Source organism: Brevundimonas sp. UBA7838, from assembly GCF_002500885.1.
GTDB classification, from domain to species: domain Bacteria; phylum Pseudomonadota; class Alphaproteobacteria; order Caulobacterales; family Caulobacteraceae; genus Brevundimonas; species Brevundimonas vesicularis_C.
This window is the reverse complement of sequence record NZ_DLTK01000095.1, coordinates 80,450-100,611: the sequence shown is the minus strand read 5'-3', so window position 1 is coordinate 100,611 and position 20,162 is coordinate 80,450. Positions and strand designations below refer to the sequence as shown.

24 protein-coding genes and 1 pseudogene are annotated in these 20,162 nt (G+C 64.9%); 13 read left to right on the top strand and 12 right to left on the bottom strand.

Annotated elements, in window-relative coordinates:
- The 5 genes from B3T77_RS08790 to B3T77_RS08770 form a co-directional block, all read left to right on the top strand.
- On the top strand, positions 1-340 hold a 340-nt coding region (locus tag B3T77_RS08790), incomplete at its 5' end, for a heme exporter protein CcmB (RefSeq protein WP_292078910.1).
- Positions 341-379: 39 nt separating this feature from the next.
- A complete protein-coding gene (locus B3T77_RS08785; RefSeq protein WP_292078909.1) occupies positions 380-1,099 on the top strand; it encodes a heme ABC transporter permease in 720 nt (239 codons plus the stop codon).
- Between the two features lies 1 nt (position 1,100).
- On the top strand, positions 1,101-1,319 hold the full coding sequence (gene ccmD / locus B3T77_RS08780) for a heme exporter protein CcmD (RefSeq protein ID WP_292078908.1): 219 nt from the start codon (positions 1,101-1,103) through the stop codon (positions 1,317-1,319).
- Positions 1,316-1,876, top strand: a complete 561-nt coding sequence (locus tag B3T77_RS08775) for a DsbE family thiol:disulfide interchange protein (protein WP_292078907.1) — start codon at positions 1,316-1,318, stop codon at positions 1,874-1,876. Before ccmD ends, B3T77_RS08775 begins: the two co-directional genes overlap by 4 nt.
- Positions 1,877-1,921: 45 nt before the next feature.
- Positions 1,922-2,200, top strand: coding sequence for a hypothetical protein (locus B3T77_RS08770; protein ID WP_066553196.1), 279 nt, complete (start codon positions 1,922-1,924; stop codon positions 2,198-2,200).
- Here the strand turns inward: B3T77_RS08770 and B3T77_RS08765 are convergent, their stop codons facing one another.
- The 3 genes from B3T77_RS08765 to B3T77_RS08755 all read right to left on the bottom strand — a co-directional run bounded on the left by B3T77_RS08765 (position 2,201) and on the right by B3T77_RS08755 (position 4,932).
- Positions 2,201-2,956, bottom strand: a complete 756-nt coding sequence (locus tag B3T77_RS08765) for a M48 family metallopeptidase (RefSeq protein WP_409514539.1) — start codon at positions 2,954-2,956, stop codon at positions 2,201-2,203.
- Between the two features lie 68 nt (positions 2,957-3,024).
- A complete protein-coding gene (locus B3T77_RS08760) occupies positions 3,025-4,563 on the bottom strand; it encodes a cryptochrome/photolyase family protein (RefSeq protein ID WP_292078905.1) in 1,539 nt (512 codons plus the stop codon).
- A gap of 12 nt (positions 4,564-4,575) precedes the next feature.
- Positions 4,576-4,932 carry a thiol-disulfide oxidoreductase DCC family protein gene (locus B3T77_RS08755; protein ID WP_292078903.1) on the bottom strand — a complete coding sequence of 119 codons (357 nt, stop codon included), beginning with the start codon at positions 4,930-4,932 and terminating at the stop codon, positions 4,576-4,578.
- A gap of 95 nt (positions 4,933-5,027) precedes the next feature.
- Here B3T77_RS08755 and B3T77_RS08750 point away from each other — a divergent pair, with 95 nt between their 5' ends.
- Together B3T77_RS08750 and B3T77_RS08745 are read left to right on the top strand one after the other, a co-directional pair.
- Positions 5,028-5,492, top strand: a complete 465-nt coding sequence (locus tag B3T77_RS08750; RefSeq protein ID WP_292078902.1) for a DUF3429 domain-containing protein — start codon at positions 5,028-5,030, stop codon at positions 5,490-5,492.
- A gap of 291 nt (positions 5,493-5,783) precedes the next feature.
- Complete coding sequence (locus B3T77_RS08745; protein ID WP_183197774.1) at positions 5,784-7,073, top strand: tyrosine-type recombinase/integrase; 1,290 nt, start codon at positions 5,784-5,786, stop codon at positions 7,071-7,073.
- 69 nt (positions 7,074-7,142) lie between these two features.
- Here B3T77_RS08745 and merA read toward each other — a convergent pair whose 3' ends face one another.
- The 3 genes from merA to B3T77_RS08730 form a co-directional block, all read right to left on the bottom strand.
- Positions 7,143-8,519 carry a mercury(II) reductase gene (gene merA / locus B3T77_RS08740; protein ID WP_292078900.1) on the bottom strand — a complete coding sequence of 459 codons (1,377 nt, stop codon included), beginning with the start codon at positions 8,517-8,519 and terminating at the stop codon, positions 7,143-7,145.
- A 241-nt stretch (positions 8,520-8,760) separates the two neighbouring features.
- Complete coding sequence (locus B3T77_RS08735) at positions 8,761-9,069, bottom strand: heavy-metal-associated domain-containing protein (protein WP_088582491.1); 309 nt, start codon at positions 9,067-9,069, stop codon at positions 8,761-8,763.
- Positions 9,070-9,091: 22 nt separating this feature from the next.
- Complete coding sequence (locus tag B3T77_RS08730) at positions 9,092-9,493, bottom strand: mercuric transporter MerT family protein (protein ID WP_205678540.1); 402 nt, start codon at positions 9,491-9,493, stop codon at positions 9,092-9,094.
- Positions 9,494-9,574: 81 nt separating this feature from the next.
- Between B3T77_RS08730 and B3T77_RS08725 the strand changes: the two genes are divergently transcribed.
- The 4 genes from B3T77_RS08725 (at position 9,575) to B3T77_RS08710 (ending at position 12,974) form a co-directional block, all read left to right on the top strand.
- Positions 9,575-10,024, top strand: coding sequence for a MerR family transcriptional regulator (locus tag B3T77_RS08725; RefSeq protein ID WP_088582493.1), 450 nt, complete (start codon positions 9,575-9,577; stop codon positions 10,022-10,024).
- Between the two features lie 270 nt (positions 10,025-10,294).
- A complete protein-coding gene (gene merC, locus B3T77_RS08720; RefSeq protein WP_287928162.1) occupies positions 10,295-10,705 on the top strand; it encodes an organomercurial transporter MerC in 411 nt (136 codons plus the stop codon).
- A gap of 528 nt (positions 10,706-11,233) precedes the next feature.
- Entirely contained in the window at positions 11,234-12,064 is an 831-nt protein-coding gene (locus B3T77_RS08715) for a type IV toxin-antitoxin system AbiEi family antitoxin domain-containing protein (RefSeq protein ID WP_287928163.1), read from the top strand.
- Complete coding sequence (locus B3T77_RS08710; protein ID WP_287928164.1) at positions 12,051-12,974, top strand: nucleotidyl transferase AbiEii/AbiGii toxin family protein; 924 nt, start codon at positions 12,051-12,053, stop codon at positions 12,972-12,974. Before B3T77_RS08715 ends, B3T77_RS08710 begins: the two co-directional genes overlap by 14 nt.
- A gap of 95 nt (positions 12,975-13,069) precedes the next feature.
- Here B3T77_RS08710 and B3T77_RS08705 read toward each other — a convergent pair whose 3' ends face one another.
- The 4 genes and pseudogenes from B3T77_RS08705 to B3T77_RS08695 all read right to left on the bottom strand — a co-directional run bounded on the left by B3T77_RS08705 (position 13,070) and on the right by B3T77_RS08695 (position 15,480).
- Positions 13,070-13,540, bottom strand: a complete 471-nt coding sequence (locus tag B3T77_RS08705) for a 3'-5' exonuclease (protein ID WP_292078898.1) — start codon at positions 13,538-13,540, stop codon at positions 13,070-13,072.
- Between the two features lie 40 nt (positions 13,541-13,580).
- A complete protein-coding gene (locus B3T77_RS08700; protein WP_292078897.1) occupies positions 13,581-14,684 on the bottom strand; it encodes a hypothetical protein in 1,104 nt (367 codons plus the stop codon).
- Positions 14,685-14,725: 41 nt separating this feature from the next.
- Positions 14,726-15,016 (bottom strand): annotated as a pseudogene (locus tag B3T77_RS16365) (toll/interleukin-1 receptor domain-containing protein); the annotation flags it as partial.
- A gap of 92 nt (positions 15,017-15,108) precedes the next feature.
- On the bottom strand, positions 15,109-15,480 hold the full coding sequence (locus B3T77_RS08695; RefSeq protein ID WP_292078896.1) for a hypothetical protein: 372 nt from the start codon (positions 15,478-15,480) through the stop codon (positions 15,109-15,111).
- A gap of 125 nt (positions 15,481-15,605) precedes the next feature.
- Here B3T77_RS08695 and B3T77_RS08690 point away from each other — a divergent pair, with 125 nt between their 5' ends.
- Positions 15,606-15,899 (top strand): hypothetical protein, encoded by a 294-nt coding sequence (locus tag B3T77_RS08690; protein ID WP_292078895.1) that lies wholly within the window; start codon positions 15,606-15,608, stop codon positions 15,897-15,899.
- Here B3T77_RS08690 and B3T77_RS08685 read toward each other — a convergent pair.
- Entirely contained in the window at positions 15,857-16,879 is a 1,023-nt protein-coding gene (locus tag B3T77_RS08685; protein WP_292078894.1) for a hypothetical protein, read from the bottom strand. The genes B3T77_RS08690 and B3T77_RS08685 overlap by 43 nt on opposite strands.
- A gap of 1,192 nt (positions 16,880-18,071) precedes the next feature.
- Between B3T77_RS08685 and B3T77_RS08680 the strand changes: the two genes are divergently transcribed.
- The gene (locus B3T77_RS08680) at positions 18,072-18,593 is read left to right on the top strand and encodes a DUF1003 domain-containing protein (RefSeq protein WP_292078893.1); all 522 of its coding nucleotides are present in this window, start codon (positions 18,072-18,074) and stop codon (positions 18,591-18,593) included.
- Between the two features lie 11 nt (positions 18,594-18,604).
- On the opposite strand, the gene B3T77_RS08675 is transcribed toward B3T77_RS08680, so the two are convergent.
- A complete protein-coding gene (locus tag B3T77_RS08675; RefSeq protein ID WP_287928180.1) occupies positions 18,605-20,122 on the bottom strand; it encodes an acetyl-CoA hydrolase/transferase family protein in 1,518 nt (505 codons plus the stop codon).
- Positions 20,123-20,162: the final 40 nt, after the last annotated feature.

The following is a 20,162-nucleotide window of genomic DNA, read 5'->3' as shown; positions in this document are numbered from 1 at the left end:
CGCCCTGACCGCGCCCGTCGCCGCCCTGGCCCTGGGGCTGCCGGCGTCGCTGACGCCGCTCGTCGCCCTGACGGCCCTGATCGGCGGCGCGGGCTTCGCCTTCACCGGGGCGCTGGGCGCCGCTCTTGCGTTAAGCGCCAAACGCGGCGGCCTGCTGATCGCCGTGGTCGTCCTGCCGCTGTTTATTCCCCCTGTCGTCTTCGGCGCCGGCGCCCTGGAACGCGCCGGATCGGGTCAGCCGATCGGCCCGGCGCTGGCTCTGCTCTGCGCCTACGTCCTGTTCGCCGCCGTCGTCGCGCCCTTCGCCGGGGCCGCCGCCGTTCGCAACGCGCAAGGGTGAGCTTGCCCGCCGTCCATTCGTTGCGTAAGCGCTGAACCGATGTTCGGCCTGTCCAATCCGCAGCGCTTCATGGCCTTCACCGGCCCGTTGACGCCCGTTCTGTGGGGCCTCGCCGCCGTGCTGCTGGGCGTCGGCGCCTGGCTCAGCTTCTCCGTCCCGGCCGATTATCAGCAGGGCGATACGGTGCGGATCATGTTCGTCCACGTCCCCGCCGCCACTCTGGGCCTGGGCGCCTATGCGGCGCTGGGCGTCTCCAGCTTCTTTGCGCTCGTCTTCCGTCATGCCCTGGCCGACGCCGCCGCCCGCGCCGCCGCCCTGCCGGGCGCGGCCTTCACGGCGCTCGCCCTGTTTACCGGCTCGCTGTGGGGGCAGCCGATGTGGGGGACCTGGTGGGTGTGGGACGCGCGCCTGACCAGCGTGCTGGTCCTGTTCCTCTTCTACCTCGGCTATATGGCGCTGCGGGCCTCGATCGACGACGAGCAGAAGGCCGGGCGCGCCGCCGCCGTCCTGGGCCTCGTCGGCCTGATCAACCTGCCGATCGTCAAGTTTTCGGTCGACTGGTGGAACACCCTGCATCAGCCCGCCAGCTTCCTGACGCCCGGATCGTCGGGCCTGGACCCCGTCTATCTGCCGCCGTTCCTGACCATGCTGGCGGCCTATGGGGTGCTGTTCCTCGCCCTGTGGCTGACGGCCATCCGCACCGAGATCCGCCGCCGCCGCGTCATGACCCTGCGCGCCCGTTCGGCTCAGGAGGCGTAAGATGCTCGACCTCGACATGACCCCCTACGCCGCCTTCGTCTGGCCCGCCTGGGGCGTCAGCGCCCTTGTCCTGACCGCCCTGACCGCCCGCGCCGTCGTCGCCTCCCGCAAATGGAAGCGCGAACTGGCGCGACTGGGGCCCGAGCAGGCGCCCTCGTCAGAAGCGGCGGATTCCTACCGTCCTCAAGCAGCGCGAAGCGCGTTTGGACAAGAGAAATGAACCGCTGGCTGGCCCTGATCCCGCTGGCGGTCCTCGCGGCGCTGGCGGCCTTGTTCGTCGGCTGGTCGCTGAAGCGCGATCCGGCGTTCAAGCCCGACGCCCTGGTCGGCCAGACCATCCCCGAGACGGTCCTGCCCCTGCTGTCGGGCGACCAGGCGGGACCGGGCAATCTGGACCTGAAGACCGCCGGCGTCGGCCGGCCCATGCTGGTCAATGTGTTCGCCTCCTGGTGCGCGCCGTGCCGGATCGAACATCCCAAGCTGCTGGCGCTGAAGGCGCGCGGCGTCGCCGTGGTCGGCATCGCCTACAAGGACGAGCCGGTCGCCACCCGCGCCTTCCTCGACGAACTGGGCGACCCCTATTCCATGGTGCTGGTGGACCGCGAGGGTCGTGCGGGCCTCGACCTCGGCATCTCCGGCGTGCCCGAGACCTTCGCCGTCGACGCCATGGGGCGCATCACCGCCAAACAGTCCGGCCCCCTGCTAGACGACGCCGACATCGACCGACTGGTCGCCTCCGTGCAGGCCCCGCCGCGTCCCGCGCCGACCAAGCAGTGAGGCCGCGTTAACCCTTTTTCGAGGGTTTCCGTTAACCATGTCGGCATGAGCGCGATTCGTCCTGGCCTGCCGCTGAACACGCCCGCCCAGGGCCTTGATCTGCCGAGCGCCCGCAGCGCCCAGGCGGCCTTCTTCCGCGCTGCCCTCAACCAGAACGCGGTGGAGCAGACTGCGGCGCCCAAGCCGCCGGTCCCGGCCGCCGCCGTCATGTCCACGATCCGAACCGCCAACCCGGCCCGGCCGGTGGAGGCGCCCCCCGCCCCGGCCCAGCGCGAGGAGCCGCGGATCATGCGCCCCGGCTCCTACCTCGACATCCGGGTCTGATCAGTTCCAGCCGCGGTTGGCGATATATTGCTGCAACGCCTCGATCCGGGTCGCATCCGACGGGTGGGTCGAAGCGAACTGCGGCGTCTGGGTCTGACGCTGCGCCGCCATCAGTCGCCATAGCGCCACCGCCTGCGACGGCTTGAACCCGGCTCCGGCCATATAGTCCACGCCCAGACGGTCGGCCTCCAGCTCGTCGCGCCGCGAATAGGGCAGCAACAGCCCGTACTGGGCGGCCAGACCGCCATAGGCGTTGACCGCATCGCCATAGCGACCCGCCGCCCCGCCGACAGCGGCCAGACCGACGCTGGTCACCGTCTGGTTCGAGGCGCGCTCGGCCGCATGGTTGGCGACGACGTGCCCGATTTCGTGACCGATCACGCTGGCCAGCTGGTCGTCGTTCTGGACCAGGGCCAACAGGCTGGTCGTCACGCCGATCTGGCCGGACGGCAGGACGAAGGCGTTGGGGCTGGCCTCCGTGAACACCGCATAGTCCCATGTCCGATTGCCCAGACCCGCCGCCTGGACCAGACGGTCGCCGACGCGCCGGATCCGGTCGACCTGGGCGCCGGCCGTCATCACGCCTGGCTTGGCGATAGCTTCTCGCCAGGCCGCGGTCGATTGCTGCGACAGGGCGGCGTTGTCCACTAACAGCAACTGATTGCGGCCCAGGGCCTCGTTATAGGCGCAGGCGGACAGGGCCGAGGCCGCGACGGCGGCGGCCAGGACAAGGGCGGAACGGCGGGGCAGGATCACGGCGGCGGCCTCTTCGAGCAGGACGAAACAGCAAGGCAAATGGTCGCGCTGCGCCTGGGGTTCCACAGTCAATCGATCGGCGTCGCACCCAGCAGCGTCCGGCACGCCTCCGCCTCGGCCGCCAGGGCCTTGCGCTTGGCCTCTCCGAACTTCTCCAGCGTGCGGTAGGGCATGGCCAGCCGCACATTGTCCCGCAGCCGGCCGCGATTGCGCTCCAGAAAGCCCCAGTACAGCCGATTGAACGGACAGGCCGCGTCGCCGCTCTTGCTCTTCACGTCATAGCGACACGCCCCGCAATAATCGCTCATCCGGTCGATATAGGCCCCCGACGCCGCATAGGGTTTGGACCCCACGATGCCGCCGTCGGCGAACAGGGCCATGCCGCGCGTATTGGGCATCTCGACCCATTCATAGGCGTCGGCATAGACGCACATGTACCAGTCATCGACCTGATCGGGATGCACGCCCAGCAGCAAGGCCAGATTGCCTGTCACCATCAGCCGCTGGATATGGTGAGCGTAGGCGTTGTCGCGCGTGGTCTTCACCACGTCGGCGACACAGGCCAAGTCGGTCTCGCCGGACCAGTAGAACCAGGGCAGCTTGCGGTCCGCATCCAGGAAGTTGCGCGCCCGATACTCCGGCGCCTTCAGCCAGTAGATGCCGCGCACGAACTCGCGCCATCCCAGGATTTGCCGGATGAAGCCTTCGACCGCATTCAGCGGCGCCTTGCCCGCCCGATAGACCGCCTCGGCGCGTTTGCAGACATCCAGCGGGTCCAGCAGGCCCAGGTTGATCGACGTCGAGATAAGCCCGTGCCACATCCACGGCTGACCCTCCGCCATCGCATCCTGCCAGTCCCCGAACGACGGCAGGACGTCCTTCAGGAAGTGCTTCAGCGAAGCTTCCGCCTCCTGCGCCGTCGTGGCCCAGCCGAACCCGTCCAGCGATCCGAAATGGTCGCCGAACAGCCGCTCGACATCCGCCATCGCCTCGCGCGCCACGGCGTTGGGCGGGATGCGCAGGCGATCGGGCGGCGTCACGCCCTTGGCCAGCTTCTTGCGGTTCTCGGCGTCATAGTTCCAGCGCCCGCCCTCCGGCTGATCGCCGTCCATCAGTATGCCCGTCGCGCGGCGCATCTCGCGATAGAAGAACTCCATGCGCAGCTGCGACTTGCCCGAGGCCCAGCGACGAAAACGGTCGTGGCTGCTGATGAAGCGGCGATCCTCGCGAATCTCGACCGGCAGCCCCGCCCCTTGCGCAAAGGCGGCCAGATGCTCGGCCAGCCGCCACTCGCCGCATTCGGTCATCACCACCGCCTCATGGGCGCCGTCGTCCAACGCCCGGGCCAGTTCGCCGGTGATCGAGCCGCTGTTGTCAGCATCGTCGATCCGCACATAGCGCACATTGACGCCCCGCCCCTTCAGCCGCTCGGCGTGATTGCGCATGGCGGCGAAGACTAGGGCCAGCTTCTGCTTGTGATGCCGGACATAGGTCGCCTCGACGCGAACCTCGGCCATCAGAACCGTATCGACGTCCGGGTTCAGATCCTTCAGCGCCGACAGGTCGTCCGACAGCTGATCGCCCAGCACCAGCCTAAGCACGGACATGCGTTATTTCCATCACCGGGACCATTTGCGAGCGAGAGACTGAAGTCGAGGACGCAGGCGCAGAAACACCCGGTACCCTCCCTCCAACGCCGCAAGGACCCAGGGGATGCGTGCGGCCAGGCCCAGTGGGCGCAACAGCGGAATAGCCCGCCACATCGCCGCGAACGCCGCCGCGCCCGACAGCAGCCTTCCGTTTTCCGTCGCATGGAATCGCGCCAACAGCGCCTCGCGATCCAGCGGGCACGTCGTTTGACCGTCCGACACATCGACGAAGCGGATCGCGCCGCGTCGATCAAGCCGCCGCATCAGGGCGATCTCGCGTCGGCACAGGGGACAGCCGCCATCGTACCAGACAAGCAAGGGGGTCATGACGGTCCAAGGCTCTCGGCGACGGCGAACGGGCTCGCCATCCTATACGGCCGTCCTCTACAGTCTGGATCGCAACCCGCCTCGACAGGTGTCCGATGACGATTGAATCCACCGGCCGACATCGCTTGCCGCCGGTCGCCCGCATCCTGGGTTTCGCCGGTCTGTTGCCCCAGGCGGCGGCGGTCGCCGTCCTTCTTGCGGGCGACGCGGACCAGAAAACCGCCGCCCTCGGCCTGGCCTATGCCTACGCCGCCCTGATCTTCAGCTTCCTGGGCGGCGTCTGGTGGGGACTGGCGGCCGCGACGGGCCTGAAGGCGCCCAATTGGGTCTGGATCGCCTCTGTAGCGCCCTCGCTTCTCGCGCTGGTGACCAGCGTCGTTTGGGCGGCGGGTTCCGACCCCGCCGCGTCGCTGGTCGTGCTGGGCGTCTTCATCGCCGCCAGCGTTCTGGTCGATCTGAAGCTGAAGGCGGCGGGACTGACGCCCGAGGGCTGGCTGGCGCTGCGGGCGCCGCTGTCGATCGGCCTTGGCGTGCTGACGCTCGCCGCTGGACTGATCTGACGACATCTCAGGCAGCGGGCAAAAAATCGGGGCCTGCCGCAACCGACAGGCCCCTGATTTTATTCGTCTCGACTTGGAGCGGGCGAAGAGATTCGAACTCTCGACCCCAACCTTGGCAATGTTGGGGATCAGCATTTCCGGGCTTTTCAGGACGTTCCAAAAAACAGCTTTTCATATTGTTTTACATAGGTTTTCTTGTTTATCCGGTTACGGAGCGTTTCGCACGGTTTCACTTGAGTTGGTAGCGGAGTGGTAGCGGTGGCTCGGAAATGAGCGTATATTTCTATCGCCATGACGAAGCAAAAACTAACCAAGCGAGTGGTTGAGAGCGCGCCCGTTCCGGAGATCGGCGAGGGTCGAATCTGGGACAGCGAGATCGCAGGCTTCTGTCTTCGAATCTATCCTGGGACCGAAACCCGACAGGGCCATGCCGCCAAGCCTGTCCGAAGGATGTTCGCCATCAAGTATCGGGTCCGCGGGATCCAGCGCTGGCTGACGCTCGGCGAGCATGGGGATGGGCCGGACAAGCTCACGGCGGATCGGGCTCGCAAGGAGGCGGCGTCGGTGGTGGTCGATGCGCGGCGCGGCATCGATCCCGGCGAAGCACGCAGGCGCATCGAGGGTCTCACCATCAAAGGCTTGGTCGAGTTGTATCTGGAGAAAGGGCCGGACGACAAACCGACCAAACGGGACTCGTCATGGGCCATGGACCGGACGAACCTCGAGCGCCACGTCGTTCCCCTGCTCGGCAAGATGGCGCTTGATACGGTCACCCGCGACCACATCACCGGGATGATCCGATCGATCACGGCCGGGAAGACCGCCAAGGATGTGAAGACCAAACTTCGTGGTCGATCCATCGTCAAGGGCGGGGCGGGTATCGCGGACCGGACCTATTCCACCCTGCGCGCGACCTTCAACTGGGCGATCGACAAGGGGCATTTCGCCGGCCCGAACCCGTGCGCGAAGGTCGAACGAAAGCTCCGACCGGCGGTCGAACGCTTCCTGTCCGAGTCCCAGGCTCAGGGTTTGATCGCCGCACTCGACGCCCTGGAGGCGGATGCGACGATCTCCGAACGGCAGGGCGCGGTCTATCGGCTTCTGCTTCTGACAGGCGCGCGCCGCAACGAGATCGCGGGCCTGCGGTGGACGGAGGTCGACTTTGACCGGCGCCGGCTCGTGCTACCGCCGAGCCGCACCAAGGCGGGCGGTCGCACGGGGGATCGTCGGATCTCGCTCAACGACATGGCCTTCGGAATCCTGCAGCGTCTCTACAAGACCCGCGGTCGAAGCCAGTTTGTCTTTCCGGCCACCAAGGGCGACAACGGATATGCGACCTCCGAGTCCAAGATCTGGCGCGACAAGGTGCTCCCGAAAGCCAAGCTGGAAGGCGTCCGCATCCACGACCTGCGCCACAGTTTCGCAAGCTTCGCCCTGGCGGACGGGGCCAGTCTCCCGATGATCGGCAAGGCGCTGGGACACGCCAACAGTCGCGCCACGGAACGGTATGCCCATCTGAGCGACGATCCGGTTCGGGCGCTTGCAGAGCGGATTGGTGAGCGATTCAGTCCCAAGACCTGAAGGAAACATTGGACGACTGGCTTCGCCAACCCGACAAGTGGCGAAGTGGAAAGCATCCGGTCGTGCCCCTCAACCGGCGCAGCAAGAGAGTTTGCTGACGTCCTTGTTGAACGTCAGCGCGGCCAGCTTCAGGCCCTCGACTGTCGTGAGGTAGGGGAAGATCGTGTCGCCCAACTGCTCCACTGTCATTCCGCACTTGATGGCCACCGCCGCCGTCTGGATGCTGTCCGCCCCTTCAGGCGCCAGAATGTGCGCGCCGAGGAGTCGCCGCGTGCCGCGATCCGCCACCAGCTTGATGAGCCCACGCGTGTCCCTGGCCGCGAGCGCGCGAGGAACGTGATGAAGGGTGATCATCGAGGTCTGCACATCGTGACCGGCCGCGCGGGCTGCGGCTTCCGTCAGTCCCACCGTCGCAACCTGCGGATCCGTGAAGACGACCGCCGGCATGGCGCGATTGTCGTAGACTTGGGTGTCGCCGTTCAGGGCGTTCCGGGCAGCCAGTCGCGCGCCGTAGGCGGCCATATAGACGAACTGATCCGTGCCGGTGACATCGCCTGCGGCATAGACGCCCGCGCGCGTCGTGCGCATCCGGTCGTCGATGAAGATGCCTCCCGTTGGCGAGATCTGGATCCCCATCTCGGAAAGCCCCAGCCCATCGGAGTTGGGAACCCGGCCCGTTGTGATCAGAACGCGCTCCGCGGTTATCGTTTCTTTGCCACCGGCTTGCGTCAGCCTGAGTGAGCCCCCCTCGTCGGACGCGTCGATAGACCCGTAGACTGCCCCCGCTACGACCGTGACGCCTTCGTCCACGAGATAGCGCTGCAGCGCCTCACTGATTTCGGGTTCCCCCTCAGGCAGTAGCCGGGAGCGGCAGGCGATGGTGACGTGGACGCCCGCCCGGCTGAACATCTGGGCCAGTTCCACCCCGATATAGCCGCCGCCGATCACCAGCATCGATCGGGGCAGGGCCTCCAGTTCGAGCGCGGTCGTGCTGGTCAGATAAGGCACGGATTCGATGCCGGGGATCGCTGGAACCCCCGGACGTGAACCGGTCGCGATGATCACCTTGTCCGCAGTCAGCCGGACGCCGCCGACCTCCACGCCGCCCTCGACGAGTCTCGCCGCGCCTTCGTGGTAGGTGATGGCGTCATAACCCTGCAGCACGTCCTCGTACTTTGCCTGGCGAAGGTCGTCGACCAGTCTGTCCTTCTGGCGAACCGTCCCCGACCAGTCAGCGATGGCAGCCGACGCCCGGACGCCGTCGAAGCGGCTCGCGGCCCGGGCCTGGTGCAGGGGTTCGACGGCGCGGATCAGAGCCTTGGACGGCACGCAACCGACGTTGACGCAAGTGCCGCCTATCGTTCCGTCTCCGACGAGCGCGACCCGAGCGCCCTGTTCCGCCGCCGTGATGGCGGCCGAGAACCCGGCCGACCCCGCCCCGACCACGACGAGATCGTAAGTCTTGGCGATATCCCGTGAGGGCGTGCAACAATCACTCATACGGTCCGGATCCTTCTAAATAGACTCTGCCGCGAACAAGGCGACGTCAAACCCGACGTTGCCCGGCTTGCGTCGGATAGCGGCGAGAGCTGGATGTCATCACGAGCGTCTGCTGACGCGGAGACTGGCCGCGCGAAAGTTGGTCGAATATCGGCCTCGAGGCGTCACAACCGGACGCCGGCAGCCTCTATCGGCGCGCCTGAACACGGGCAGGATAGCCGGCCCTGGTCGACGCGAGCGCCAAGGCGGCCGGCGTCACCCGAGCGTCATCGTAGGTCACCACCGCCACGGCCTGTCCAGTCCCGTCCGAGGTCACGGTGACGGTCACCGCTTCAACGCCGGGCAGGCGCGAGATGGTGCGACGGACGATGGGCGCGCACGTCACGCAGGACACATTGCTGACGTCGAGCCTCACCGTGCGTTCGGCGGCTTGGGCGGCATCGGCGGTCATGAGAGCCGCCGCGAAAACGAGGGCGGTGCGGATTGAAAGGCTCATGATCGAAGTCTCCGGGAAATAATCAGGCGCCGATCAGCAGCGGCGCGACATAGGGGAATGCAAGAGCGAGGGCGACAAGCAGGGTCGCCGTCCAGAGCGCGATCTTGACGAGGCGGGTCGAGGCTGGCCGGGTGCAGTTCACGTCTTCGTCGCAGGAGGCCTGCGGCTGACGGTAGACCCGGTAGAAGCCGAGGCTCACCAAGACCACGGCGGCGGCCACGAAATAAAGATGGTAGGGGGCCAGCGCCGTGACATTGCCGATCCACGCCCCGCTGATCCCGAGCGCGAACAAGGCCAAGGGCAATACGCAGCAGGAGGTCGCGCCGATCGCGGCGGCAAGTCCTCCGACAGCAAGCCACCCGCGAGCGTTGGGTTTGTCGGTAAGCGCCGGATGTCCGCCGAGTTCTTGCTTGCCGTCTGCCATTGACACTCCTCACGCCTTCACGGGTCGATACACACAAGGTAGGGTCTGTAGTCACTACAGATACAAGGGGTAAAACGCTTCATGGACAAATCGGCCCTGCGGGATACGGCCCCACAGCTTCCTATCGGCGAGTTGTCCCGGCGGACCGGGGTCAACATCGAAACCGTGCGCTATTACGAGAAGATCGGCCTGATGCCCGCGCCTGCTCGCAGCGAGGGTGGGCATCGCCTCTATGGCCGCGGCCATCTGCTCCGGCTGAATTTCGTGCGCCGGGCGCGGGAGCTTGGGTTCACGCTGAATGAAATAAGGGATTTGCTTGAACTGGCCGAGCAGCGCGATCTTCCGTGCGCGGAGGCACGCGTGGTCGCCGCCGCCCATCTGGGCGATGTCCGTTCAAAGCTGGCTGCCCTGAGGAAGATGGAAAAGGTGCTGGTCGATATGGTCGCTCGCTGCGCCGACGGGGCCACGCCGGATTGCCCGATCCTGGAGGCCCTGTTTGATTCCGAGGCCGCAACCCGGCCGGCGCCGTAACTAGGCCCCTGCCCGCCCGCAGCTTTCAGGTTCGGACCTTTGTATCCCGCCTCATCCAGGGTTCTGGCGGCTGATCTCTGGCGCTGTTCCATGACGGCGAGCCTCGCCTCGCCACGTCACGCAATCGACTCGGCGGATTTTGCAAAGACGAGAACGCTCTTGTATCTGTAGGGACTACAGACCCTACTCGGTTGTCCGAGAGGATCGACACCAGCGCGCTCAACACTTGCTGGGCTCAGATCGCCATATTCCAGCTCACCGAGGAAAAGCATGCCGGACCAAGAACCCATCACCCGCGCGGCTGACAAAGCGGGCGTAGTCGGCGCGATTGTTGCGGCTATGGGCTGCGCGGCGTGCTTTCCGGCACTCGGCAGCTTGGCCGCGGCTTTGGGTCTAGGGTTCTTGAGTCAGTATGAAGGGGTCTTCATCCGCTACCTGCTCCCTCTGTTCGCGGTCATCGCGTTGACGGCCAACGTAGCCGGCGGGATGCGTCATCGGCGATGGTCAAGAATGATCCTCGGCATGGTCGGACCTCTGCTGGTATTGGCGGCCGCCTTGCTGATGGCGAGCTTTGGCTGGCCGACGGCCTGGCTCCTTTACCCAGGTCTCGCATTGATGATCGCCGTGTCGATCGGGGATCTGGTGTCCCCGCCGAAAAGGAGTTTCGGCGGCGTGGCTTGACTTCCCTCTCCCCCGGTAAGACGAGCAGATGGCCTCTGGTCGCAGGATCACACCGCTGCCACCTCATCGTTTGCCACAACAAGATCGGTGGCCGAGGAGATTCAGCGCGCTGAGCCATCCCCGTGAATCTGCAGGATTTACAGACCCTATCTCCGTTCCGACGCGATGCGGCCGACATGGTTACGCGAGCTTAGACCCGGAGAATGGTGTGAGTGATCAAACCCTAGCAGTTTCCGTGGCGTTCTTTTTCCAAGGCTCCTGCCGAACCGAAGGCCACGTCGCTTGGCACGTGTTGGCTATTTGTCGGCCGACTGCGCTGGCATCTGAGCGACGATCCGGTTCGAGCGCCTGCAGAGCGGATTGGTGAGCGTTTCAGTCCCAAGACCTAAGCTCGGGGCGACGCGCCGGTATCAATCCCGCACCAGAGTTTGACTTTGAGCGCACTAAGACACTGATGGTGTTCCAATATGCCGAATGGCAAACCAATATGTTTGACAATCTTCATATTAGGACACTATAAGTGTTCAAATGCTAGGAAAGCTAAACAAGCTCGAACGTATCCTCCCGGAAGGCCTTCTGGTCGATTCCGGCTGGATGAACGAGAACGGCTATCCCAATTCTCTCCGTGCCAAATACGTCGCTTCGGGGCGACTGGAACGGACTGCGCGCCGGGTCTACCGCCGTCCGCGCGGAACCCTCGACTGGCCGACAGCCGTTCTCTCGCTCCAGGCCCTCCTCGACTATTCCATTGTGATCGGAGGCCGCACCGCGCTCGAGTTGCAGGGCTATGCCCACTACCTTCCTGCCGCCCGCAAGGAAGTTCATCTCTATGGCGACGAGACCCCGCCGACCTGGCTCGCCGACCTGCCGCTGGACGTAGAGTTCAAATATCACCCGTCCCAAAGGCTCTTCCGGAACGCCCGATACTTCGAGGTCGCCCGGCTCCGCGAGGACTCCAGCGAAACCGGCCTCCTGGCGGACTGGGCCCGCGCCGCAGTGGTGGACACCCCCCTGGGCCACTGGCAATGGCCCTTGCGCCAATCGACGCCCGAGCGCGCCATCCTCGAACTTCTGGACGAATTGCCGGATCATGAGAGCTTCGACCAGGCGGACCAGTTGATGGGCGCCCTGGCCACCCTCAGCCCGCGACGGCTCCAGCGTCTGCTCGAGGATTGCATGAGCGTGAAGGTCAAACGCCTGTTCTTCTATTTCGCCGACCGGCACGGTCACGCCTGGCTCAAAGCCCTCGACCGCAGCACGATCGATCTGGGCAGCGGCAACCGTGTGCTCGTCAGGAGCGGCCGCCTCGACCCGACCTACAGGATCACCGTGCCGAGGTCGCTCGATGCCGGTCAGTGACGTCTACGCCCGCCAAGTCCGCCTTCTCGTCCGCACCCTTCCGCTCGTGTTCCAGGAACCCTGCTTCGCCCTGAAGGGCGGCACCGCGATCAATCTGTTCGTTCGCGATCTGCCGCGTCTGTCGGTGGACATCGACCTGACCTATCTCCCCGTCGAGGATCGTAATGCGTCTCTCGCCGCGATCGATGCGGCCCTGAGGCGGATCGCCGACGAGGTCGAACAAGCCCTGCCGGGATCTGTCGTCGTCCGCGGCAAGGGCGGAGCCCAGCCTGTGATCGACAAGCTGCTTGTTCGGGCCGACGGGGCGGTGATCAAGGTGGAGGTGACGCCGGTCCTGCGCGGCGTGGTGTTCGAGCCCGAAGTCCGTCCGGTTTCAGCAGCGGTGGAAGAGCGCTTCGGCTATGCGGAGGCACGGATGGTCTCCCATGCCGATCTCTATGCCGGCAAGATCATGGCCGCGCTGGACCGCCAACATCCTCGCGATCTGTTCGACGTCCGCGATCTGCTGGCCAATGAGGGGATCACGCCGGCACTGCGACAGGCCTTCGTGATCTATCTGGCCAGCCACCACCGGCCCATGGCCGAGGTGCTCCGCGCCAATCCCAAGAATCTGGCCCAGGAGTTCGAACGCGGCTTCGATGGGATGACCGAAGACCCGGTGGACCTCCAGGACCTCATCGCTGCGCGCACAGCCCTGATCACCGCCATCGTCGATGACATGCCCGAGGCCCACCGCGCCTTCCTGATCGGGTTCAAGGCCGGCGCGCCTGACTGGGACCTCATCGGCCTGCCCGACGCCGCCGACCTCCCCGCCGTGCGCTGGAAGCAGTTGAACCTCGACCGCCTGGAGCCCGACCGACGCGCGGGCATGGTCGAACGGCTTCGACAGACTTGGCCGCAATCAGTCTGACAATACCACCAGACCGCAACATGCTCACTGACTCCGAGGTTCGGACGCTATGAGCAACTGACGCAAACGGTCGTTTCGGTGTCTGCCCGAGCGGTCTAGATGGAAATTTCCGGAACGCCAGCCTGCCCTAGGAGCGCGTAGAGTTCGGCTACCTTTGATCGTTGGCCACGTTGCTGGCAGAACGCAAAGATGGCCCGCTGCTTCGCTCGGGAGAGGGCGACGAAAAACGCGGCGAGGCCCTCTTTGTCGCCGGGTTTGTGCGCCCACCAAGCTTGGTCGTCGAGACCCATGAAGACGATCGTGTCGTACTCAAGCCCCTTGCTCTTATGCACGGTCATCAGAGGTATCTGATCGAGACCTTCGAAGGCATCCAAGCACTCGGACCAGGTCGATACCCCGGTCGCCGATGCCATCAGGTGCTGCAGGACCCCTTCAACGACGATCTCGAGAAGACTGCCTGCTCCATATTCAACATAGGTTCTTTGAACGGCCGCGGGATCGAGGAAGGTCAACACGGCCTCTGCGATGTTAACCGCCGCCTCCGCCGAGGGCGCGGTTTCAGTCATGTCTTTCCTAAGCCCGGCCAGAAAACGGGACAGAGCGGCTTCAGCCCGGGCGTCCGCAGCATCGTCGCCGGGCGGGATCGCTCTCAGCGCCGAGACAGCGGCGGATAGATACTGCCAGGCCGCAGGCGAACGCTGGACAGATCCGAGCCTCAGCGCAGCGACGACGAGCCGGCAGAGGCTGTCTGACAGCAGGTCCTGAAGCGGGACTTTGCCGACCAGCGCGCTTTCGTTGCGAATGCGCAAGCCGCTCGCGGCCATCGGCGCGCGGAGTTCGGTGTCCACCGCCTCCGCCTTCTGCTTGACGAGGATCGCATAGTCGCGTGTGCATCTTCTCCACGCTGTCGAGCGGCGTCTTGCCGTCGTGCGAGAAGATGATGGCCGCCTTCATGACAAAATGGGGCGTGTCCGTCATGACGGGCTTGGCGATGAAGCCGAGGTGCCAATAGACGCCCCGCTTCTCACTCCGGCCCACCATGGCCTTGCGCCTGCGTTTGCCGGTGTGATCGACAAAATAGGCGGTGTCCTTTTCGATCAGGTCCTTGGTGAAGAACCATGCGACCGAGTTGTCGGCCATCTCGAACGCGGACAATCCCTTGGCCTGCATGGCGTTGTTCCAGGATTGCCGCAGGAGATTGACGACCATGCGCCGGGCGTCCGCGCGTTTGACGCCGGGCATCGCCGCCGGCATCCCGGCCAACATGTCTTCCCGCGTCAAGGTGTAGCGACGCTCGATGACCTGTTCCGGCAGCGCGAGCTTCAGGTCCACTTCTGTTCCGAACGTCCCCACCAGCCTGAAGTATTTGAACCAGGGGAGACGGGTCCCGGACATGACGCTCGAGACCGCCGTCTCGGCGACGCCGAGCGAGAAGAGGGACACTTGGGGAGGCAGCGCGGCAATTGGGAGCCAGTTCGAGTAGAGCTGCTCGGGCTCGATCCGAGGCATCTGATCGGCGTCGGACCGCCGGAGGCACCAGGCTGCGACGTCAGCCGGAGCGATTGCGCCCTTCGGCACGCCGTCACGCTCAAGGACCTGAAAAACTCTCGCCAGGGCGGGCGCCCACCCGGCCTTGAAGTCGATGACGTTCTTGCGGGCGATATTGGCGTTGAAGTCCGAAAAGGGGACATCGTCGACCCTGACCGGCAAGAGGAATTGGCGATCTTGTCGCTGCGCTCCACCGTGACGGCGAGGTGGATTTCGTCTTTCACGCCCTCCTTGTTCAAGGCGGCGGCAGAAACGACGAGGATGAATTTCGCCGTGTGATGGCGAATGGCGTCTTCGATGTCGTCCCAGAACAGCTCCCCGCCGATCAGCTTGGTGACATCCGACCAGACTTCATAGCCGGCGCTGGCGAGTTGAACGCCGAGCCATCGGACGAAATCGTTCTCCTCCGGATTGGCATGGCTAATGAAGACGAGGCGTCGGCCGGGTCCGGCGGGCGTTTGAGGCGATGGCGAGGTTACAGATGATGGAATCACACAGGAACCATAGCGTGATTTCCAAAAATCTTCCTGTTTTGTTCCGCCGCGCTGTTTGTTGATCCGTCGCACGCTTCGCCGTCGCGATCTCGCTAGAGGTTGTAGACGGCCTTGAGCCGCGCGACGAGTCGCACCGCGTCAGGCGGCGTGAGTTTCAGCGCCTTCGGATCAAAGGTTTTGTCCGCCTCGACCGCTTCGACAAAGGCCCGCAGATCGGCGGCGATCCCGTCCGGGAGCGCCAGGGTCATCGTCGGCCCCAACAGCTGAAGGAGCTTGAACACATCGTTGCGATGCTTGGTGACATTTCGGCTATCGACCTGCTGGCCGTCCGCCCGGTCGCGCGCCAGGTTGTTGTAGGCGAACGCCTTGAAGGGAATGAGGGTCTGGATGTCGATGACAGGGACGCCGTCCATCTCTGTCGTTCCGTCCTTGAGCAAGGCGTAATAGGCGTCGTCGAGCAGCATGGCCGACAGGCTCTCGACCGTCCCGTCCAGCGGTATGGGCGTGAGGCGCGCGCCCTTCGGCCGGTGATGACATCGGGCAGTCGCGAGAACAGCTCGATCATCGCCGGATAGGTCTTGTCGGAAGGATGGGTAAACCGGAAGAAATCCCTCGCGCCATCGCTGCGTTCACGGGTCTGATAGCCGCCAGCATCGATGAAAGCCCAGAAGGCTTGGACGAACTCCGGCTTCAGAGCTTCGAGACAGAGGACCAGATCGAGATCCTTTGTGGCCCGGAACGGCAATCCGGCGCCCGTCATGTGAATCTCGGCCGCCGCGCCGCCGATCAATGTGTACTGGTCCTCGAAACCCGCGAAGGCCGCCTTGAACACATCAATGCCTACGACCATCCGAAGGGCTCCATGAGGGTATCGACGGCCTGATCGAGGCGTTCGTCATGACGATCCTCCAGGCTCAGATACAGGGAGAGGCGATCCACGACTGGTCCGTGATGGCAAAGCAGACGGGGATCGTAAGACCAGGTTTCGATGCGGATGGCTTCCGGGTCACGATCGTCGGCCGGCTGAAGGTCGTGTTGGTAGACCAGCCCCTTCCACTGACGTGCGGAGACCGCCCGGGTTTCATGAACGGGAGGACCGAGGAGGGTGTAATCCGACAAAGCGGATTCCCCGGCCAGCGGCAACGCACGGACCTCGGGAAACGGCCTGACCAGGCGACGGGCGCGGACGGGCGACTGAAGCAAATCACGGACTGCCCGCCAGAGGTCGTCGCCCTCCTGCTTGAAAGCGATGCGACGCTCCCGGCCGCGAACATCGATGCTGAGAATGCCGTGCCGCTGCAGTTCATCAACCACCCGCCCGGTGCTCATGGCGGAATATTGAAACCGCTCGGCCAGGGACTTGGGCGTCTGGCCATCGAGGTCCTCACGAAGCAACGAGGCCAGGACCACGACCTGGGCGGCCGGCGTCAACTGCTCCACGGCCGGCCGGACCTCTGACCGGAAATACTCGCGCAGATCGGCGCCGAGCTCGGGCAGGAACAGCTGATTGCCGGGGACGATGAAGTTGACGCCCTGCTGGATAAGACGCTGGCGATTGGCCGAGCTCAGGGCGTCGGTCAGGAAGACAACCACGAACACGTCCCATGTCGAGCGGGCGGTCTCGATATGTTTGGCGATCGTCGCCGGCGTTTCCGCGTCCTGGCCGGGCGTGGCGAGAATGAGCAGCTTTCGTCCGAACAGGCTCGTTTCGGCGAGACTATAGCGATCCGTCAGGAAGAACGGCAGGAGACCAACGTCGGCGTCTTCGAACGTCAATCGGATGTCGAACAGCTGCGTGACGTAGGCCGCCGCATCGTCGAAAAGACGGCCCAGGGTTCCAAAGGATGTCGCGTTCGATAACATTGGATTGGACGATAACATTGGCAATGTTACTATTCAATCTAATGTTATTATTGTTGTCGTGGGTGCGCTTTCGCCGACAGGCCCACACCCGCGAAACGCCGGTATCAAGCTCGCTTCCATTGGAAGAGGTCCGCATCGCGTTCAAGGTCTTCACGCCTGAGCCGGCGCCCCCCAGGAGCAGCCAGACCAGTCGGTCCGGGAGTTGATCTTCAGAGAAGCCAGGCGCCCCGGCGAGCGGCGTCAGTTCGATCAGCGCCTCCTCCTGGCCCATCCTGAACTCATCCCCGCCGAGACGGTGGCGCTTACCTGCAGGCATTTTTGGGGTGACTGGAAGCACATCCACCCACTAGGCACTAGGCCTCGTACGCCTTGGCGTCGATTGACCAGAGTACCTTGGGTGCGGTGCGCGCTAAGCTTCCTGGTGCGACATCTAGTTGGCAAGTCCTCGGCGACATTGGGCGTGTGTCATTGTCATCGGGGTAGGGCCTGGGGTTTTGGCGCTTCCCGCCTGGGCGGCGTTGCTGCTCATGCCCCCAAGCATCGTTTCACACTGGAGCCGTTGCTCCGCCGTCAGCGGTTGGGCCGTCGCGCACCCGGCAACAAGAGCCGCCAGCGCCAGCGCGCCGAGAAATCCTGCGGATTTGGTCATCTGTTCGTACCTGTCAAAGACAATCTTCGCCTGACCTTGAAGGGCCTGGGCCCGCTCCGCCTTGATTCAAATCAACCCTGCCATGCCCAACCCTGCCAGGGTTTCGTTCTGGCTCCTGGCAGGGTGTCGCGGGCCCGCTGTTCGCTGCGCGCTCCGTATGACCAAATCGGGAACTTGGGTTCCGATGGGCTTCCGGCGTGCGAAAGGCGGGCGATCACCTCCAGAACCACCGGACGATTCGCCTTCCCCCGCGCGCCGGGGCCAGACGCCCTTCGGCGCCGCCGCAAATGGACGATTCGCATCGCCCTTGTCGCCGCGCTGGAGCAGTTCGCGGCTGGACCGGCGCTCACGCGGCAGCCCGCCGAAGATCACACAGACTCGAAGCAGCTTGCGGCCTATTCTCTCACCAGAAAACTGGCGTGCTCAAGATGGCGGTCGTGACGGCTGCCGACGACACCACGAACCCGCGTGAAGCGGCCTGGCTCAAACACAGCCATTAGCGCCGACGCGAGCCCGCTCGCCGGCATTGGACGAAGGCCCGATATGACCCTCAAGATTCGTCAGGACGAGCTTTCCCAAGGCCTGCTCGGCGCGCCGTACGCCGACCTCACCCCGGTCCAGAGAAGCGTCGTTGATCTGATGGTCAGCGAAGCGCCGTCGGGCGTCAGCCCGGTTCTGGAGACCGACGACCGGACGTTTTGGGAACGGCTGGCCGACACCGTCGCCGACGTGGGGGGATCATGGACCTTCATCGGCGTGTTCAGCTGCGTCCTGATCGGCTGGGCCGTTCTCAACCTGGGGCTTGCGCGCTTCTCGTCCGCCTTCGATCCCTACCCCTTCATCTTCCTCAACCTTATGCTCTCGGCGGTCGCGGCGCTTCAGGCCCCGGTGATCATGATGAGCCAGAAGCGTCAGGCGGTCCGCGACCGTCTTGCGGCCGAGCACGACTACACGGTCAATCTGCGGGCCGAGCTGGAGATCATGCGGCTGCACGACCGCCTTGAACTCAGCCAAAACCAGATGGCTCGCATCGAGGCGGCCCTCGCTGCCTTGGCCAAGCCCTGAGGCCAACGTGGTCAGAGCGGGGCCATGCTTCCCGAGCGGACAAACCGGGAATGCCATGACAAGGCCTCGTCAAGCAGCATCGGCGTCTGCAGCCCGTAAGACCCCTTCAGGGCGCGCTGGTAGTAGTCCTCCAGCGCCGGGCGGAAGCTCGGATGGGCGCAGGTGTCGATGACGACGCGCGCCCGCTGTTTGGGCGACAGGCCGCGAAGATCGGCCAGGCCCTGTTCAGTGACGATCACCTGGACGTCCTGATTGATGTGATCGACGTGGGAGACGGCGGGCACCAGGGTGGAGATCTTGCCGCCCTTGGCCGTCGAAGCGCTCATGAAGATCGAGATGTAGGCGTTGCGGGCGAAATCCCCCGAGCCGCCGATGCCGTTCTGGATCCGCGAGCCCATGATGTGCGTCGAGTTGACGTTGCCGTAGATGTCGGCCTCGATCATGCCGTTCATGGCGATACAGCCCAGGCGCCGGATCACCTCGGGGTGGTTGCTGATCTCCTGCGGCCTGAGGATGATGCGGTCGCGGTAGTCGCCCATGCTCCGGTTGACCCGCTCGGTCAGTTCCGGGCTGAGGCTGAGGGCGGTTGAGGAGGCGACCCGCAGCTTGCCGCTGTCCATCAGCGCCATCATGCCGTCCTGGATGACCTCGGTATAGGCGCTCAGGTCCTCGAAGGGCGCGTCGATCAGGCCGGTCAGGACGGCGTTGGCTGTATTGCCGACGCCCGATTGCAGCGGCAGCAGCGACGGCGGCAGACGTCCTTTCGACACCTCGTGCTCGAGGAACTCCAGCAGGTGTCCGGCGATGGCCAGGTCATCCGGCCCGGGCGCGGTGAAGCCGGCGTTGCGGTCGGGTTGGTCGGTCTCGACGATGGCCACGATCTTGTCCGGGTCGCAGCGGAAGCACGGCTCGCCGATGCGATCGCCGGCGCGGATCAGGGGAATGGGCACCCGGTTCGGCGGTAGCGCCGTGCCGTAGTAGATATCGTGCATGCCCAGAAGCTCCGGGTTCTGCCACCGGTTCACCTCCAGGATCACCTGGCTGGCACGGTCAAGCCAGGTCTTGTTGTTGCCGACCGAGGACGCAGGGATCAGCGCCCCGTCCTCTCGGATGCCGGTGACCTGGATGATGGCGGTGTCCAGCGGGCCGAGGAAGCCCTGCCAGGCGACAGGCGCGACCTGGCTCAGGTGCATGTCGGAATAGGCCATCTCGCCGCGATTGATCCTGTCGCGACAAGTCGGGTCGCTGTTGTAGGGCAGCCGGAATTCGATGCCGTCGGCCTTGGCCAGGGCACCGTCCAGCTCCGGCCCGGTCGAGGCGCCGGTCCAGATGCGCAGCTTGAAGGGACGCCCCGCCGCGTGCTCGGCCTCGATCCGGGCCGCCAGCGCCAGGGGCACGGCGGTCGGATAGCCTGAGGCGGTGAACCCGCTGAGCCCCACTGTCGTATTCGGCGCGATCAGAATAGCGGCGTCCTCGGCCGACATCACCTTGGCCCGGTGCCTTGCGCTTGCGATGCGGTCATCCGTCATGGAACGATCCTTCCAACGTCTCGAAACCTCCCTGCGCGTA